The organism is Algoriphagus formosus (assembly GCF_002807035.1).
GTDB classification, from domain to species: domain Bacteria; phylum Bacteroidota; class Bacteroidia; order Cytophagales; family Cyclobacteriaceae; genus Algoriphagus; species Algoriphagus formosus.
In genome coordinates this window covers 1,609,157-1,626,088 of record NZ_NIUC01000002.1, presented here as the reverse complement: position 1 = coordinate 1,626,088, position 16,932 = coordinate 1,609,157, and the positions used below count along the sequence as shown (strand labels likewise).

The 16,932-nt window shown below is 42.8% G+C and carries 11 protein-coding genes; 8 read left to right on the top strand and 3 right to left on the bottom strand.

Translation table 11 applies throughout. From position 1 onward, the window contains the following. Positions 1-45: 45 nt before the first annotated feature. The 8 genes from CDH51_RS13395 to CDH51_RS13360 all read left to right on the top strand — a co-directional run bounded on the left by CDH51_RS13395 (position 46) and on the right by CDH51_RS13360 (position 13,164). Positions 46-3,750, top strand: a complete 3,705-nt coding sequence (locus tag CDH51_RS13395) for a two-component regulator propeller domain-containing protein (RefSeq protein WP_100629026.1) — start codon at positions 46-48, stop codon at positions 3,748-3,750. 3 nt (positions 3,751-3,753) lie between these two features. Beyond that, a complete protein-coding gene (locus CDH51_RS13390) occupies positions 3,754-5,121 on the top strand; it encodes an ATP-binding protein (protein WP_100629025.1) in 1,368 nt (455 codons plus the stop codon). Then, positions 5,121-5,504 carry a response regulator gene (locus CDH51_RS13385; RefSeq protein WP_100629445.1) on the top strand — a complete coding sequence of 128 codons (384 nt, stop codon included), beginning with the start codon at positions 5,121-5,123 and terminating at the stop codon, positions 5,502-5,504. The genes CDH51_RS13390 and CDH51_RS13385 overlap by 1 nt, the downstream gene beginning before the upstream one ends. Positions 5,505-5,511: 7 nt before the next feature. Continuing rightward, positions 5,512-6,558: an adenylate/guanylate cyclase domain-containing protein gene (locus CDH51_RS13380; protein WP_100629024.1), complete on the top strand. Its 1,047-nt coding sequence runs from the start codon at positions 5,512-5,514 to the stop codon at positions 6,556-6,558. Positions 6,559-6,616: 58 nt separating this feature from the next. Beyond that, positions 6,617-7,774 carry a DUF4221 family protein gene (locus CDH51_RS13375; RefSeq protein WP_100629023.1) on the top strand — a complete coding sequence of 386 codons (1,158 nt, stop codon included), beginning with the start codon at positions 6,617-6,619 and terminating at the stop codon, positions 7,772-7,774. A 96-nt stretch (positions 7,775-7,870) separates the two neighbouring features. Beyond that, positions 7,871-11,488 (top strand): amidohydrolase family protein, encoded by a 3,618-nt coding sequence (locus CDH51_RS13370; protein WP_100629022.1) that lies wholly within the window; start codon positions 7,871-7,873, stop codon positions 11,486-11,488. A 198-nt stretch (positions 11,489-11,686) separates the two neighbouring features. Next, complete coding sequence (locus CDH51_RS13365; protein WP_035483821.1) at positions 11,687-12,583, top strand: YitT family protein; 897 nt, start codon at positions 11,687-11,689, stop codon at positions 12,581-12,583. Beyond that, on the top strand, positions 12,580-13,164 hold the full coding sequence (locus CDH51_RS13360; RefSeq protein ID WP_100629021.1) for an HD domain-containing protein: 585 nt from the start codon (positions 12,580-12,582) through the stop codon (positions 13,162-13,164). Before CDH51_RS13365 ends, CDH51_RS13360 begins: the two co-directional genes overlap by 4 nt. On the opposite strand, the gene CDH51_RS13355 is transcribed toward CDH51_RS13360, so the two are convergent. The 3 genes from CDH51_RS13355 to CDH51_RS13345 are packed head-to-tail and all read right to left on the bottom strand — an operon-like array spanning position 13,161 to position 16,888. Continuing rightward, positions 13,161-14,531: an alkaline phosphatase family protein gene (locus CDH51_RS13355; RefSeq protein WP_100629020.1), complete on the bottom strand. Its 1,371-nt coding sequence runs from the start codon at positions 14,529-14,531 to the stop codon at positions 13,161-13,163. The genes CDH51_RS13360 and CDH51_RS13355 overlap by 4 nt on opposite strands. 2 nt (positions 14,532-14,533) lie before the next feature. Beyond that, positions 14,534-15,736, bottom strand: a complete 1,203-nt coding sequence (gene eboE, locus CDH51_RS13350) for a metabolite traffic protein EboE (protein ID WP_100629019.1) — start codon at positions 15,734-15,736, stop codon at positions 14,534-14,536. 3 nt (positions 15,737-15,739) lie between these two features. Further along, positions 15,740-16,888, bottom strand: coding sequence for a 3-dehydroquinate synthase (locus CDH51_RS13345; RefSeq protein ID WP_100629018.1), 1,149 nt, complete (start codon positions 16,886-16,888; stop codon positions 15,740-15,742). Positions 16,889-16,932: the final 44 nt, after the last annotated feature.

The following is a 16,932-nucleotide window of genomic DNA, read 5'->3' as shown; positions in this document are numbered from 1 at the left end:
TCTTTTTACTAGAAGTCAGAGTAGGGCAAGGACTAAAATCAATCCATGAGATTCAAAAATTTTTTCAGTGAAAAATTGGAAAAAATTCCACTTTTAGAATTCAACCAGTACGGAAAAGCCCTGGTGTTTGGCGGACTCTTTTTTCTGGTGCTTGGTTGCCAATCAGAGTCAAAAAAAACTGTTACCAAAACCGATGATCTAGTAAAAGCTCCTATTCAAAGACTTTCGGATTTGGAAGAAGGGAATCAGCCAAAGGAAATAAAAGTCTCTTTTAGCAGCCTTCCAAAGTCAAGAATCCGAAATTTCAACAAGCCCAACAATGAAAAAAGGTCTATGCTTCCCATGCTTAGAGATGAGCAAGGGAACCCGATTCTGGACCAAGATTCCAACCCGTTTTTTTTAGGAGAAGGAGGAGTTTCACAGTTCAAAAAATACACTTCGGACGATGGGCTCGCTTTGGATGGGGTGAATAGTGCCTTAGTGGACTCCAGAGGACATATTTGGTTTGGAACCAATGGAGGAGGAGCGACTCGATTTGATGGATTGGACTTTTATACATACACCGAAAATCAAGGCCTCGCCAGTAATATAGTCCGGAGCATGCTGGAGGATTCCAAGGGAAATATTTGGTTTGGAACCGTCGGCAGAGGAATCAGCAAATTCGACGGAAAGACTTTCGAAAACTTCGGCTATGACAAAATAGGCGAAGATGTCATCTATTCGATGGTGGAAGACAGGGATGGCAATATCTGGTTTGGGTCTAGTGGAATCGGTGTAATTCGATATGATGGAGAGAGCTTCACCACTTTGGATCAGTCCGATGGACTGGCCGGAGACGTGGTCATCAGCATGGCCAAAGACTCAGAGGGGAATCTTTGGTTCGGGACGAATGGTGATGGATTGAGCCGGTTTGATGGAAATTCTTTTAAAACTTTCACCACTGAGGATGGCTTACCAAGCGATCGAATAAGAGCAATCTATTCTGATGCGGATGGATTTCTTTGGATAGGAACTTTGGGAGGAGGGATCAGTAAATACGACGGAAAAGCTTTTCAAAACTTCAACAAAGCCGATGGTTTGGCTGGAAACGTTGTCAGAAGTATCATTTCGGATAAAAATGGACAAATCTGGATTGCCACCGAGACAGGTGTAAGCCGGTTTGATGGAAAGCGTTTTATCAGCTACACAACCGAACAAGGTCTTGCTGGCAACAGTGTCCTCGATCTGGCAAAGGATAGTCAAGGAAATCTTTGGTTTTGCACAGATGGAGGAGGTGTCAGCCGATTGGATGGATTGGCTTTTACAAGCTTTACCAATCAACAAGGCCTGGCCGGAAACCTCGTGCTTTCCGGCCTTCAGGACAGAGAAGGGAATCACTGGTTTGGCACAGCTGGATGGGGTGTCAGCAAGTATGACGGCCAGTCATTTACCACCCTTTCTTCCGACCAAGGAATATCTGGAGATGTGATCCATGCGATTTTGGAAGATGAAACAGACCGGATTTGGCTTGGAACAGGCGGCGATGGTGTGTCAATTATTGAAGGAGATGTGGTGACCATCTTTGACAGTCAATCTGGACTTCCTAGTGATGAGATTCTGTGCCTTACCCAAGACCGAAACGGTGCCATCTGGATGGGGACCTATGATGGGGTGGTTCGATGGAAAGACGAAGCCTTAACTCATTATACAACTGACCAGGGAATCATCGGAAATGAGGTTCTAGATATCATTGAGGACCAAACCGGAGCGATTTGGTTTGGAGCAGTTGATGGAGGCATTACTCGCTTTGATGGGGAAAAATTCATCAATTTCTCTATGGATCAAGGCTTGATCGACAATGCCGTTTTGCGATTAACCGAAGATGAGCTCGGCAATATTTGGATAGGTACCGGACATGGCGTAAGCGTTTTGTTTGTTGAGGACATCAAAACCTTAAGTGAAAGTCCTGACCATCTTCCCAACTTCTTATCAATTGATACCGAGCAAGGACTTCCTGATAATGTCATTCTTCAAATCACAGACCTACCAGGGCCAACAATCAGCTTAGGTACCAACCAAGGTTTGGCGATTTTTGATTTTGACCCTAAGGCCGATAACCCCCTTCAAAACCTGAATATTTTTAATTCGGAAACGGGCTATCCTGTCAAGGATTTAACTGATGGGGAAAATGCGCTTCTCCTTGATCGTGATGGGATTCTCTGGGCCGGTACCGGAAGCGTTAAAAATGGCTTGGTACGCTTTGACATTTCCCAAAATGAGAGCAATCAAAGTCAACCCAAACTTTTACTGAAACAAATCCGCCTAAATGAGGAAATAATACCTTGGCAGTCTCTACAGAACGCAGAAAAGGTTTCTCCCGAGCTTCTAGCCACAGACCAACTCATCACTATCAAAAGAAGACTCAATCCCAGTGAAGAGAGTAATCTAAGCCGCAGATTCAAAGGGGTGAGTTTTGAAAATGTGGATGGATTCTTCCCCATTCCCCAAAAGCTGGTTTTGCCTTATCGCCACAATCAAATCAATATCGAATACGGGACTGATGAATTGTCCAAACCGGACTTAATCGAATATCAATACCGGCTCAATGGCTACGAATCCGAATGGGGACCTGTCCTCAGACGTACATCTGCTACTTTCGGAAATATTCAAGAAGGTAGCTACAAATTTGAAGTAAGGGCAAGAATCAAAGGCCCAATCGAAGATCAATCAGGAGAATGGACTGAACCTATCAGCTTTTCTTTCACTGTTCTTCCTCCTTGGTACCGCAGCTGGTGGGCCTATACGATTTATACCATTTTATTCTTGTCTTTGATTTATCCCCTTCATTTGTACCAAAGGAACCGGGTACTGAAAGCAGAAAGAGAAAAAGCCAAAGAACGAGAACTTGCCCATGCTCGGGAAATCGAAAAAGCTTACAAGGACCTCGAGTCTGCACACGAAAACCTCAAGTCAACACAATCCCAACTGATTCAGGCCGAAAAAATGGCCTCACTCGGGGAACTCACCGCTGGAATAGCTCATGAGATTCAGAACCCCTTGAATTTTGTCAAAAACTTCTCTGAAGTAAGTCATGAACTGGTGGAGGAGATGTATGAGGAAATCGAATCCGGGGATTTTGAAGAGGCTAGAAATATTGCCAAGGACGTAAAGGAAAATATGGATCGCATCGCTACTCATAGCATGCGAGCGGACGCCATCGTCAAAGCCATGCTCCAACACTCCAAGGCAAGTATGGGCACCAAAGAGCCTGTTGATATCAATATGGTTGCAGATGAATCCATTCGACTCAGCTACCATGGAATCCGAGCAAAAGAAAAAGATTTCAAGGGTGAATACTATAAGGAGCTTTCCGAAAAGCTGCCCCAGCCAGAAGTGATCAGGCAGGAAATCTCCCGAATTCTGATCAATATGTGTAACAATTCCTTCTATGCGGCCCAAGAAAAAGCCAAGCAGAGCGAGGATCCTGACTTTATCCCGAAAGTGAAAATCAGTACGCATAAAGTCAAAAAGGGTATTGAAATTAAAATTTCTGATAACGGAACGGGCATTCCTCAAGACATCATTGGTAAAATATTTCAACCCTTTTTTACCACCAAGCCAACTGGACTCGGAACAGGTTTGGGGCTGTCTCTGAGCTATGATACCATTAAGTCTTATCAGGGTGAAATAAGTGTTGAAAGTCAGACGGGTGAGAATTCTAACACGACTTTTACTATATTTCTTCCAGTAAAACCCAAAAAAACCACCTAGCCTATGAATCTCGGATTCATTCTTTTGATTTTGTTGTACTATCTGCAACGTCCCATGGGACCCATTGAGGTGTCTCAGGAATGGAAGCGTATCATCAAAGGGGGGATGATTGCTGCAGCAATTTTTTGGATTTTGGCCAACTCAGGACTACCCATTATTTCTCAAATTGCGATTCTGCTAAATATAGGACTAGGGGCATTAATCGTATACCTTACCATCAGAAATCCCGAGCTGCAGCATAGAAAAGGAATGGTCTACGCATGGTTGCCGATTATGGCAATCTTTTCTATTGAAAGCTTGGCTGAAATGATCAGTGAAAGCTTCCTGGAAAGCCTGGATGGGTACATAGGAAGTGCTAAGTTTTTCGCGATCATTTGGGCCGTTGTGATGTGGATCAATAATACCAAGCAGCGCAAAGCCCTTGAAAAAGAAAAGCAAAAAGCCCTTGAAAAAGAGAAAGAATACAAAATCACCGAGGCACTCAAAACCCAACTCGAAAAACAAGTAGCCGAACGGACGACCGAACTCACCAAGCAGAAGAATGAACTGGTCAAAGCACTCGACGAACTCAAAGCAGCTCAGGAGCAGTTGATTCACTCTGAGAAAATGGCCTCGCTTGGGGAACTCACTGCAGGTATTGCCCACGAAATCCAGAACCCACTCAACTTCGTCAACAATTTCTCCGATGTCAGCACCGAATTGATCGAAGAAGCCAAAGAAGAATTGGCTTCCGGCAATCAGGAGGAGGCAGTTGAAATCCTGAGCGATCTTAAAACCAATCTGGAGAAAATCATGCTCCACGGGAAGCGGGCAGACTCCATCGTCAAAGGGATGCTGCTCCATAGCCGAAGCAGTACGGGACAGAAAGAGCCAACCGATATCAATGAATTAGCTGACGAATATTTGCGGCTTTCTTACCACGGACTTAGAGCCAAAGACAAATCCTTCAATGCGGATTTTAAAATAGAAACCGACGATAATCTGGAGAAAATAAGCGTAGTCCCAGGAGATGTGGGTCGAGTACTTCTCAACTTGATCAACAACGGATTTTATGCAGCAGATGAAAAGAAACGTGAGCTCAATCAGAAAGGAGTAAATGACTTTCTTCCCTCTGTCATTGTAAAAACTCATGCGACCAATTCAGGAGTAAAAATCACAGTACGAGACAATGGAAAAGGAATTCCTACTTCCATTCAAAATAAAATCTTCCAGCCTTTCTTTACTACCAAGCCTACCGGGAAGGGGACAGGCCTGGGCCTATCCATGAGCTATGATATCATTACCAAAGGCCACAACGGAAGACTTGAAGTAAAAAGTAAACCCGGTGAGTTTACTGAATTTGAAATATTTATCCCAAAAAATGAATCATGATGAAAATCCTTATAGTAGATGATGAAAAGGATGTAGAAATGCTTTTTCGCCAAAAATTCAGAAAAGAAGTGAAAAGCGGTATGCTCGAATTGGCATTCGCATTTTCAGGAGAAGAAGCCTTACAAGTTCTCGGGTCTGAACACCCTCCAAAAGTAGTCTATGTTTTTTCGGACATCAATATGCCGGGAATGAATGGACTGGAGCTTTTGGATAATATCAAGCAGCAATTTCCTCATATTCAGGTAAGCATGATCTCAGCCTATGGAGATTTGCAGAATTATGAAAAAGCGATGGAATCAGGGGCTAAAGAGTTTTTTACCAAGCCTATAGATTTCACGACTCTGAAAGCAGAAGTGAACAAATTGATCGAAAGACACAATTAATAATAAAATGGTCAAAATACTCGTAGTTGATGATGAAGCGGATCTTGAAATTCTGATCAAACAGAAATTTCGAAAACGCATCCGTGAAGGGGAGATGGAGTTTTCATTTGCCCTGAATGGTCGGATTGCATTAGAGATGCTGGAAGAAAATCCCGATATAGATTTGATTCTCAGCGATATCAATATGCCCGAAATGGATGGACTTACGCTCCTCTCAAAGGTGAAGGAAAAACACTCCTTACTGAAAACTGTCATCATCTCTGCCTACGGGGACATGGAAAATATCCGCACAGCCATGAATCTTGGTGCTTTTGATTTTATCACCAAGCCGGTAGACTTCAGAGATCTGGAGATCACCCTCGAAAAGACCATTCAATACCGAAACCAGATCAAATCCACTTTAAAGGCACTGCGGGAAAATAATATTTTGAAGATGTATGTGGACGAAACGGTCCTAAACTTCATGGGAAATAAAGAGCTGGAATCTAGCTTGATGGAAAATGAAGTGATCGAAGCATCGGTGGCATTTATTGACTTGGTGGCTTTCACCAAGATCTCCGAAAATGAAGAACCAAATATAGTAGTGGGCCTTTTGAACGACTACTTCGATCTCATGGTCAAAGAAATCATCGAAGAACAAGGCAGCGTGGATAAGTTTATCGGAGATGCCGTGATGGCCGTTTTTCAGGGTGAAAATCACTTTTCCAGAGCCTTACGAGCCAGTCTGGCGATTCGATCAAAAATCAATGAAATGCCGGTTTTTTCGGAAGAAAACAATTTTAAACCCCAGGTATCCATCGGGATCAACTCTGGCGAAATGGTGTCAGGAAATATTGGATCAAAATCACTCAAAAGATTGGATTATACCGTCATCGGAGATGCTGTGAATGTGGCTGCCCGATTGCAAACTGCAGCCAAGCCCGGTGAAATATTAGTATTGGAAAAAAATGCGGCTCCCCACATGACCGAGTTTAGTTTCCGTGAGATTGGGGAGATCAAAATGAAAAATAAAACCCACCCAGTGAAAGTTTTGGATGTTGTCACAAACTTGTAATAAACATTCGAGTCAATTAGTTTTATAATCAAAGAATGAATAATATAATTTGTTAAAAATGAAAAACACTTTATTATTTAGCCTTTTGATTTTAACATTTAGCTGCACAAAAGGAAAAGCAGATAAATCTATACAACCAGATAACTCGAAAGAACAAAAGACTCCCATTGAAGAAAACTATTCACTACCATTAGATGCAGAAACTCCTCTTTGGAATTACTATAGCCAGCATGCGGAAATAGACGGCAAGCCAAAACTAATTTGGTTTAATCCAAATAGATACTCAATCGACTATTTTGACATCCAATCCCAAACATTGGAAAGAAAAGTTAAAATTGATATAAATGGACCTAATGCAGTCCCAGGAATGGGTTTAAACTCTTCCATTAAATTTATCAATGAAGATACAGTTGTTTTATATAGTGGACCGCTTAGACAGATTTTTCTTACCGATATTTCAGGTGAAGTTTACAAGAAGATTGATTTAAGCGATTACCCTTCTGGCTTTGGTTCTATAGCATTAAATACTTCTATAGCTTATCGAAAAGGAAGTGTTTACATGCAAGTTTTACCAATTATACCTATAGATATTCCAGAAAACTTTAACCCAAAGTATAACAAAATCGCTAAAATAGACCTTTCTGATGGTTCGGTTAAAGAGTTTGAAATAGATTATCCTGCAGTCTATTCTGACAAAAATATCCCACAACAACTGAAAATGATGAGCATCATCTATAATAAGAAGATTGATAAGTTCATCATTAATTACCCCCTATCTGATGATTTATATGTGACAGATTTTGAATCAGGGGTCGAGCGCTATCCTGCATCCAGTGAATTAGTTGGGGAGGTGATTCCGATAGATCGAAGAAACTCAGAAATAGAACCGTCCAGAATCCAAAACTCTTATTATTGGATGAATGATAGTTATGAAGGATTAATTTTTGATGAAGAAAATGAACTATATCTAAGAACAGTAAGAAAAGGAATCACTCTTGAACAGCTTAATAATCGAGACTTTGTGACTGATACGCAAATCTTGATATTTAATAAAGAATTTGAACAGGTAGGACAAATAAATGAAAGAGGGCCAACTTTTGATTATTCATTCTTTTTTGACAAAAAATTTTATTGGAATAAAGATATCCAGAAGTACAATTTAGAAGCGGGAAATGAGGATGAAATTTTCTTCCAATCCAGAGACCTGACCTTTTAACCCATCCCTGGCATAAATCATTTCTTTGTAAGACTAAGAATTATTGGGCAAAGCCAAAGAATAACAGTAGATTAATGCTTCTTAACTTTGACCCGTATGAGAAAATCTCAAACCTTAGCACTCATGCTATTCTCAAGTTCAATTTTGAGCTTGAGCTCCTTTGTTACAAAGCCAAACGTGGCTTTAGAAAACTTTAAAACAAACATCTTAGTCCAATCTGACAGCACCTCCAAGGACTCTCTTGATTACCCCAAATTCAAAGAGCTACCGCTGAAGCCGGAGCGGGAAGTAAAATTCACTACAGCCGAAGGCACCTGGATGAGTGTCGATGTTAGCCCAGATGGAAAGACTATTGCCTTTGATCTGATGGGAGATATCTACACGATTCCTATGGAAGGTGGCAAAGCTACCCCCATCACTACAGGAATAGCCTACGAGACTCACCCTCGATTTTCACCTGATGGAAAGAAAATTCTCTTTACCTCCGACCGAGCCGGAAACGATAATCTCTGGTACATCGACACAGAGAAAAAGGATACTGTTCAAGTCACGAAGGATAAAACCGGAGACGTACCAGGCGCGGACTGGACTCCGGACGGAGAGTACATTGTCGTAGCCAAGGGCCGTAGAATCACCAAGCTCTGGATGTATCATAAAGATGGTGGAGGAGGTATTCAGCTCAATCCTGAGCCATCTTCTATGAAGACGATCGATCCCTTTGTCAGCTCTGACGGCAAGAAAATTTACTTTTCTCATCGGACGGGTTCTTGGAATTACAATGCCCTACTCCCTCAGTATCAAATCGGTACTTATGACCTAGAGGAAGGGCACATTACCAGCATCACTTCCCGCTATGGTTCAGCTTTCACCCCCACCCTATCTGACGATGGAAAGTGGATGGTCTATGGCTCCCGCTGGGATGATAAGACAGGACTGGTCATCCGAGACCTTCAGTCTGGTGACGAAAAGTGGCTAGCCTATCCTGTACAGCGAGACGAGCAGGAATCCATTGCGCCACAGGGGGTACTTCCTGCCATGGCTTTCACTCCAGATAGCAAACATGTCATTGCCTCCTATGGAGGAAAGCTCTGGAAGATTCCTGTAGATGGCTCAGCAGCCATGGAAATCCCATTCGAAGCAGAGGTGAAGCTAGCAATGGGACCGCGGCTTTATTTCAATTATGAGGTAAAAGATTCAGCCAAACTAGCCACCCAAATCCGGGATGCAGTTCCATCTCCTGACGGAAAAAAGCTAGCATTCACCGTTTTGAACAGATTGTATGTGATGGATTTTCCGGATGGAAAACCTACTCGGGTGAGTGAGCATAATTTCACCGAAGCCATGCCTTCTTGGAGCCCTGATGGCAATCAATTGGTTTTTACCACATGGGACGAAAAGGAAGGAGGACATTTGTATAAAGCTTCCTTTGGCCGTAATGGAAATGTCAGCAAACTAACGGCTGAAAGTGCCTTGTACATGGGACCTGTCTGGGGTCCAAATGGAAAAATAGTGGTCTTCAAAGGGGATAAACGCCTCATGGAAGAATCAGAAGGCCCTGGGATCAGCGGTGCAGAGTCAGTTTTGGGCTGGATACCAGCAGCAGGAGGCTCACTACGGACGATCAAAGAAGCCAGAAATATCGGCAATGCCCACTTTACCCAAGATACGAGCAGAATCTACCTAAACGGTCCCGGCGGTTCACTGATGAGTATCAAATGGGACGGTACTGATGAAAAAACCCATGCCAAAATCACAGGAATCACACCTTTCGGTTCGGTATTGGACCCACATGAAAATCACGATCATGAAAGTCTAAATGACTTCCGCTATGTAATGGGTAAGCCTTTTTCCAATGCAGCAGCCCTAAACTACTGCATGTTGCCAGAGGGAGCATCAGCACAAGAACCTCAGATGCGTCCATCCAGCGCCAGCTCCATCTTTATGGCACCAAAAGGAAACAAAGCCATCGCACAGATCAACAATAATGTCTACGTCGTCACGATCCCTCAGGTGGGGAAAACACCAACCATCAATGTAGCCGATCCAAAATCAAGCAGTTTTCCTTCCAGACAACTGACCGAAATCGGCGGGGAGTGGCCTGCTTGGGAGGCTAATGGAGAAAAAATCCACTGGTCCCTTGGCAATGGTCATTGGGTCTATGATTTGACACGAGCAGAGGCAATTGAGGATTCTGTAGCAGCCGCCAAAAAATTCAAAATGCTGGCAGATGCAGACAGTGTGTCTACACTCAAAGCTAAAGGTGAAGAAGCTGTGAAATTGGCGGATTCGCTGGCAAAAGCAGAGAAAAAACGAATTGACTCCCTATTCAAAGCAGATAAGGCGCTTGCAAAAGCGGATAGCATTTATAAAGCTGAGCAAAAGGAAAAAGAGAGCTACAAACCTGAGGAATTCCAGGTAAAGGTCTACTTCGATAGAGACATTCCTAAAGGAAAAATCCTTCTGAAAAATGCTCGCATCGTAACCATGAAAGGTGCAGAAGTCATTGAAAATGGGGATATACTCATTGAAGACAACCGAATTTTGGCAGTAGGGAAAACAGGCACTCTTGATTCTTCTGGAGCCGAGGTAATCGATATCACCGGTAAAACTGTCACTCCAGGATTTGTGGACACGCATGCTCACATGTGGCCAACTTGGAATCTTCACAAAAACACTGTTTGGATCTATGCTGCCAACCTAGCTTATGGAGTGACAACAACCAGAGACCCCCAGACTGCGACTACCGATGTACTTACCTATGCTGACATGGTCGATGCAGGAATGATTCCGGGGCCAAGAGTATATTCTACAGGACCCGGTGTAGGCTTCTGGATGTACAACCTAAAATCCCTAGAACAGACTAAAAACGTCCTCAAGCAATACTCGAAGTACTACAATACGCAATACATCAAAATGTATCTGGTCGGCAACCGTCAACACCGACAGTGGGTCATCATGGCTGCTAAAGAGCAGAAACTTATGCCTACCACTGAAGGGGGGTTGGACTACAAACTCAACATGACCCAGCTATTCGATGGGTATCCTGGCCATGAGCATGCGATCCCAATCTACCCTCTATACTCGGATGTGACTCGAACCATTGCAGAAAGCAAAATGGCAGTCACCCCAACCTTGCTAGTGGCCTATGGTGGACCTTGGGCAGAAAACTACTTCTACACGACCGAAAGTCCTCTTCACGATCCGAAGCTCAATCGCTTTACTCCTTACACAGAGATGAATTCTAAAGCTAGACGTAGAGTGGGTAGTCTCGGTGGCTGGTTTGCTCCTGAAGACCATGTATTCGAAGATCATGGCAGAGGAATCAATGATATCGTCAAGCAGGGAGGACTTGCGGGGGTAGGGTCTCACGGTCAGTTGCAGGGGCTTGGATATCATTGGGAGCTATGGACTGTGGCAAGCGGTGGTATGAGTAATTTGGATGCATTACGGACTGCTACAATTCTAGGTGCGGAGGCCCTTGGATTGGATCAGGAGTTGGGTAGTATCGAGAAAGGAAAGCTAGCGGACTTAGTGATTCTTTCAGAAAACCCTTTGGAGAACATCCGAAACACCAACACCATCAGCCATGTAGTCAAAAATGGGCGTATTTACGATGGCAATTCCTTAGATGAAATCTATCCCAACCCTAGAAAGTTGGATATCAGTTCCTGGACTAAAGAAGCCCCAAAAGTGACTACTTCGCTTCAACATTAAAAGATAGAAGCCGATCCTAAAATCCATTTAGGGTCGGCACTTTCTTATAATCAAGCTCGTGAGACCAAAAATAAATAAGATCTTACTTGTTAAACTACTAAATAATTATTTTCTTAAAAGATCAAAAATTTTGATATTGAAGACTTATCTGCAATTATTGCCTTAAATAGTGAAGGTATTTTTAATTAAATCTAAAGGATGAAGCAGTCATCAAAGCAAAAAATAGATTGGGCTTCCATCCTCTCACCACAATCTTTGGTTTACACCATCTGCGGCGTTGCTCTTGCGGCGATAGCCTTAGAAGCATTTATGCTTCCCAATAAATTTTTGGATGGTGGGGTGACTGGTATTGCCATCTTGGCAAATCTAGGTTTTGGGATAAATCTTAACCTACTTTTGGTCGTGTTGAATCTTCCATTCCTTTTTATGGCTTGGAAAATGATCGGTAAGACATTCGCTATCCAAAGTGGATTTTCGATATTTCTCCTCACGATTGTCCTTCACTTTTTGGAGGTACCAACCGTAACCGAAGACAAAGTCCTAATAGCTGTTTTCGGAGGATTTTTAATGGGATTAGGAATCGGGCTAATCATTCGAGGAGGTGGATTAATTGACGGTTTTGAGGTGGTTACAGAGTATTTTCATAAAAACTCCGCCCTTACTGCAAGCGAGATTACTGTCTTCTTGAATTCCTTGATCATGCTGTCCGCTGCATTTGTATTTGGTATTGAGCCTGCCATGTACTCCATACTGACTTATTTCACAGCAATCAAGACAACTGACTACGTTGTTGAGGGCTTTGAGGAATACACCGCGTTAACAATTATTTCGAAAGAACACGAATTGGTAAAAGAATTGATAGTAAAGGATTTTAAAAAGGCTATCTCCGTTTATAAAGGCGAGCGAGGTTACCTTCCTGATACCTTTCATATCCATCATCCCTGTGATATTATCATGACAGTGGTGACACGGCTAGAGGTTCATCGAATGAAGCTTGCTATTCAAGAAATTGACCCAAAAGCCTTCTTTTATGTCCAAACTATCAAAGAGGTAAAAGGTGGAGTCGTCAAACAAGTGGGAAAAAAGCACGTATGATCGATTTTGAAAAAATAAAGAAACAGATCTATCAGGATATTCTGGATCAGCTTCCCGAATACTTGACCTATCATAATCCTGCCCATACGGAATATGTCATCGAGAAGTCACTTTTTCTGGCTGATGTGGAAAATGTAAACCAGAAAGACAAAGAATTGCTTCGTCTAGCTGCCCTGTTCCATGATACTGGCTTTATAGAAAATCCAAAAAACCATGAGGAAATCGGATGTGGGATTGCCACTCACTACCTTGGAGAAATCGTTTCTGAGGAAGATTTAAAGAAAATCCATGGGATGATTATGGCAACCAAAATCCCCCAAAGCCCCACCAATCAATTAGAGAAAATTATTGCAGATGCGGATTTGGAATATTTGGGAACGGATGATTTCGAGCGCCAAGGAAGTGCACTTTTTGAAGAGCTCAAGCACTTCAATCATAGTTTTTCAGAGCAGGCTTGGAATGAATTGCAACTGACATTTTTGGAAAAGCATCACTACCATACGGAGTATTGCAAAAAACATCGAACCCCTAAAAAACAAGAAAACCTGCGATCTGTCAAAAAGACCCTCGGCTTGGTTTAAGCCTTTACAGCTTGATAAATCAGATCAAAAACCTCGGTAGGCTTGATTTTTTTGGACTTCACCAACCCTTCCGGCCCCACAAATATCGGCTTGTCCTCGTCCTCTTCAGGAATTCGACCATGCGAACCTTTCACCAGTTCCGCTTCCAAAGGAATCACATCCATCAGATACCGGAATCCCAGTTTTTTCTTGAGCACCTTTGAGCCCACTTTCAATAGCGGCATTTTAATTTTCGGATCTAAAAACAATTCCACAGGATCATATCCGGGCTTTCGATGAATATCCACGCATCGTGCATAATCAGGTGCTTTTTCATCATCCAACCAAAAATAATATGTGAACCAGGAGTCAGAATCAGCGACCACTACCAAATCACCTGAGCGATCATGATTTAACCCATATTCCTTTTGAGCCTCCTTGTCCAAAACTTTTTCAATTCCAGGCGTATTTTCCAAGAGGCTTTTGACCTGATCGTAGACTGTTTCGTCTTGAATATGCACGTGAGCGATTTGGTGATCAGCAATGGCAAATGCCTGCGAAGTGCCAGCATCCAAGGTTTCGAGACCCAATTCATCCTTCACCTGAATCCAGCCTGCAGATCTCAAAAGTCTATTAATGTGGATGGGTTGGGAAACATTGGTAATGCCGTATTCTGAGAGAAGAATAACTTCTGTGCCTTGATTTTCGAAATAGGTAATCAGGTCTTTGGCTACCAAATCAATCTCCTGTAAGAGCTTACCGATTTTATCGAAATCCAAGCCATACTTCTGCAGTCCATAGTCAAGATGCGGAAGGTAAACTAAATTGAGCGTAGGCTTATACCAATGATCTACTTTTTTAGCAGCTTCTGCTATCCAATCTGTAGAGGAAATATTGGCATTGGGTCCCCAAAAAGAAAATAAGGGAAACTGACCGAGCTCCTTTTGGAGTCTATCCCGAAGCTTCATCGGTTGGGAATGACAATCAGGGAGTTTTCGCCCATCAGCAGGATAAAGCGGGCGTGGAGTCACAGCGATATCGACTGAAGAGTACATATTGTACCACCAAAACATATTCGCACAGACAAAATCCGGGTTTTCTGCTTTGAGCTTGTCCCAAATTTTAGGTCCCTGAACTAAACGGTTTGACTGTCTCCAAAATTTAATTTCGCATTCATCCTTAAAATACCATCCATTCCCGACGATTCCATTCTCAGCAGGCATTTTTCCTGTCAAATATACCGATTGAGCGGAACAGGTCACAGCTGGTAAAACGGGCTCGATGATGGCCTTTCGCTTACTTTCTATCCAACTTTTGAGAAAAGGCGTATGCTCGCCAATTACACGGGATGAAAGTGCTACGATATTTAGGACGACGGTTTTTTTCATTTTCAAATCAATCTTTCCAATACCCAACTCAACTCACGACTGATTGATTCATCTAGTCTAACTTGCATATCGGCAGGCAAAACTTCCCAAGTATAGGTCTCCACCTCTAAATGCTGACATAAGGCTGGATTTTGCTTTAAGTATTCCAAAACTTCGACAATTTGGGATTGAGTGGAAAAGAATTGCCCATATTTTTCAACAAAGAGCGGCACGTGGAAGTGGATTCTCCATTCATTTTCTACTGCACCATCAAGTTGCTCCAATGCCTCTGGCAAATCTGAATAGGAAACCAAGTCACCATCCATTTTTCTTCCCACCACTTGGTGCAGGTAGGTGGATTCAGCAAATGCTTCCAATTGATTTCGAATGGCATTTCGGTCCTGCTCCAGCTTGACTTGCAAAGCCGCTGATACTTGTATTTTCCCGACTTTAATCCCTGCTTTCGCAAACTTCTCAAAGGTTACTTCCGGCTTTTCATAAACGATCGCAAAATGGCAGACATCGTAACAAACCTGAATATAACGGTGAATAAGTTCCTTTGCCTTTTCAAGGCTAAAACCATACAGAGACACCAAAAAAGCTGCTCCATTTGTCAACATCCAATCTTGGAAAAACCAGATCATCTCATCCGAATTTTCCAAAATTCCGTCCGGTTCAGGCTCGATATCCAAATGCAAATATTTACCAGTCTCTCGTTCGATCTTTTCCAACTCAGCGACCACTTCTGCAAAATTTTGAACAGCAGTTTCTAATGCTTTTTCGGTCGATTTTTTATCCGGAAACCAATACCTGTAAGAAACGGGCGAGGTGGAAATTCCCCCTTCTTGACCGCTAGGAAGTAATTCAGCTAGGAGCCTAAAACTCCGAATGGTATATTCTTTCCGTTCCTTAGTGGTCCAGTCGGGTTGATGAACCTGATCTTTGACTCGTGTATGATGAAAACTTCCGTAAGGAAAACAATTGAGCGTGAAAACATAGGCATTTGCCGCCTCAAGCCATTGCTGAAAAGCCTTCAGGTTTTCCGGATTTTGCAGTTCCAAGCTAGCCTCATGAGATAGGCGCAAACCAATTCCAAAAGCTCCTTCCCAACCAAGGTTTTGGCGTACTTGAGGGATATACTTTTTTAGATTTTCGAAAGTCTCTTTCCAGCTTTCTCCGGGATGGATATTGCTACAGTAGCTCAGATGAAAGTCCCCAATATGCATAAATCAATGATTTTTGACTGTTCGGTTTTCCTCTTCCAGTAGTTGGATTGCAGATTGAATAAGATTTTCATCCATTTCGTGCACCTCGACTCCTTTACCAAGCTTCTCCAAAAGCATAATCGTTAACTGACCTCCCAAATGCTCCTGAAACTCCCGAAGTCCCTTAATGAGATTTTCGCCAGAAAGTTCAGGCTCATAAAGCGAGAAGCCTAAAGTTCGAATCACCCCAAAAACCCGATCCAAATCCTCCTTGCTGATCCATCCCAAAAGGTGGGAATAACAAGAATCCAAGGCAATGCCAATGGCGACAGCCTCTCCATGCCGAACACGATATTGGCTGAGATGCTCGAGCTTATGGGCCGCCCAGTGTCCAAAATCCAAAGGACGGGAAGAACCGAATTCAAAAGGATCCTCTCCTGCAATATGGTCCATATGCATTTGCGCACACCTAATGATTTGAGCTTTCATCGGTTCCATTTCTCTTTTGGAAAGGGCTATTGCTTCCTTTTCCAGCCATTCGAAAAAACTCAAATCTTTAATCAAAGCGACTTTTAGCGCCTCAGCTATACCCGCTCGCCAATCTCGATCATCGAGCGACTTCAAGAAATTAAAGTCATTTAAGACGGCCACAGGAGTGGTGAAAGTACCGAGGTAATTCTTCTTTCCGAAGTAGTTGATGCTGTTCTTAACTCCCACCCCAGAGTCATTTTGAGAAAGTACAGTCGTCGGGACACGAACCAATCGGATCCCACGATGTGAAATAGCAGCTGCAAAGCCTACCATGTCCAAAACAGCCCCACCACCAATAGCAACGATATATGAATGACGATCAATCCCAAACTCATGAGTTGCCTCCACTACCTGATGGTAGACTTTGGGATCGTTCTTACAGACTTCTCCTCCTGGGACAATCAAGGGGTCTGCACAAAGGAAAAAGCGGTCTTTAAAGTGTGTGGCATAAGATTTAATCTTTGAAATCAAATCCGGAAAAGTTTCCGCTACCCCACTATCTATGACGAAATAGGTTTTGACAAGCTTCCCTTTTTCGAGAACATCGACAAATTGGGTATTTGCAAACGAAAAGAGGTCTTCAGTAAAGCACACTGGATACTGAAACGAAACCGAGAAGGACTGCTGCAAAATGGTATTCATACAGGGATAATAGGTCTGAGCAAGCGAAAGTTTCGCAAAGGCAT

Coding starts and splice junctions, on each gene's coding strand:
- CDH51_RS13395 (WP_100629026.1), top strand. CDS start 46: ATGAGATTCAAAAATTTTTTCAGTGAAAAATTGGAAAAAATTCCACTT.
- CDH51_RS13390 (WP_100629025.1), top strand. CDS start 3,754: ATGAATCTCGGATTCATTCTTTTGATTTTGTTGTACTATCTGCAACGT.
- CDH51_RS13385 (WP_100629445.1), top strand. CDS start 5,121: ATGAAAATCCTTATAGTAGATGATGAAAAGGATGTAGAAATGCTTTTT.
- CDH51_RS13380 (WP_100629024.1), top strand. CDS start 5,512: ATGGTCAAAATACTCGTAGTTGATGATGAAGCGGATCTTGAAATTCTG.
- CDH51_RS13375 (WP_100629023.1), top strand. CDS start 6,617: ATGAAAAACACTTTATTATTTAGCCTTTTGATTTTAACATTTAGCTGC.
- CDH51_RS13370 (WP_100629022.1), top strand. CDS start 7,871: ATGAGAAAATCTCAAACCTTAGCACTCATGCTATTCTCAAGTTCAATT.
- CDH51_RS13365 (WP_035483821.1), top strand. CDS start 11,687: ATGAAGCAGTCATCAAAGCAAAAAATAGATTGGGCTTCCATCCTCTCA.
- CDH51_RS13360 (WP_100629021.1), top strand. CDS start 12,580: ATGATCGATTTTGAAAAAATAAAGAAACAGATCTATCAGGATATTCTG.
- CDH51_RS13355 (WP_100629020.1), bottom strand. CDS start 14,531: ATGAAAAAAACCGTCGTCCTAAATATCGTAGCACTTTCATCCCGTGTA.
- eboE (WP_100629019.1), bottom strand. CDS start 15,736: ATGCATATTGGGGACTTTCATCTGAGCTACTGTAGCAATATCCATCCC.
- CDH51_RS13345 (WP_100629018.1), bottom strand. CDS start 16,888: ATGAATACCATTTTGCAGCAGTCCTTCTCGGTTTCGTTTCAGTATCCA.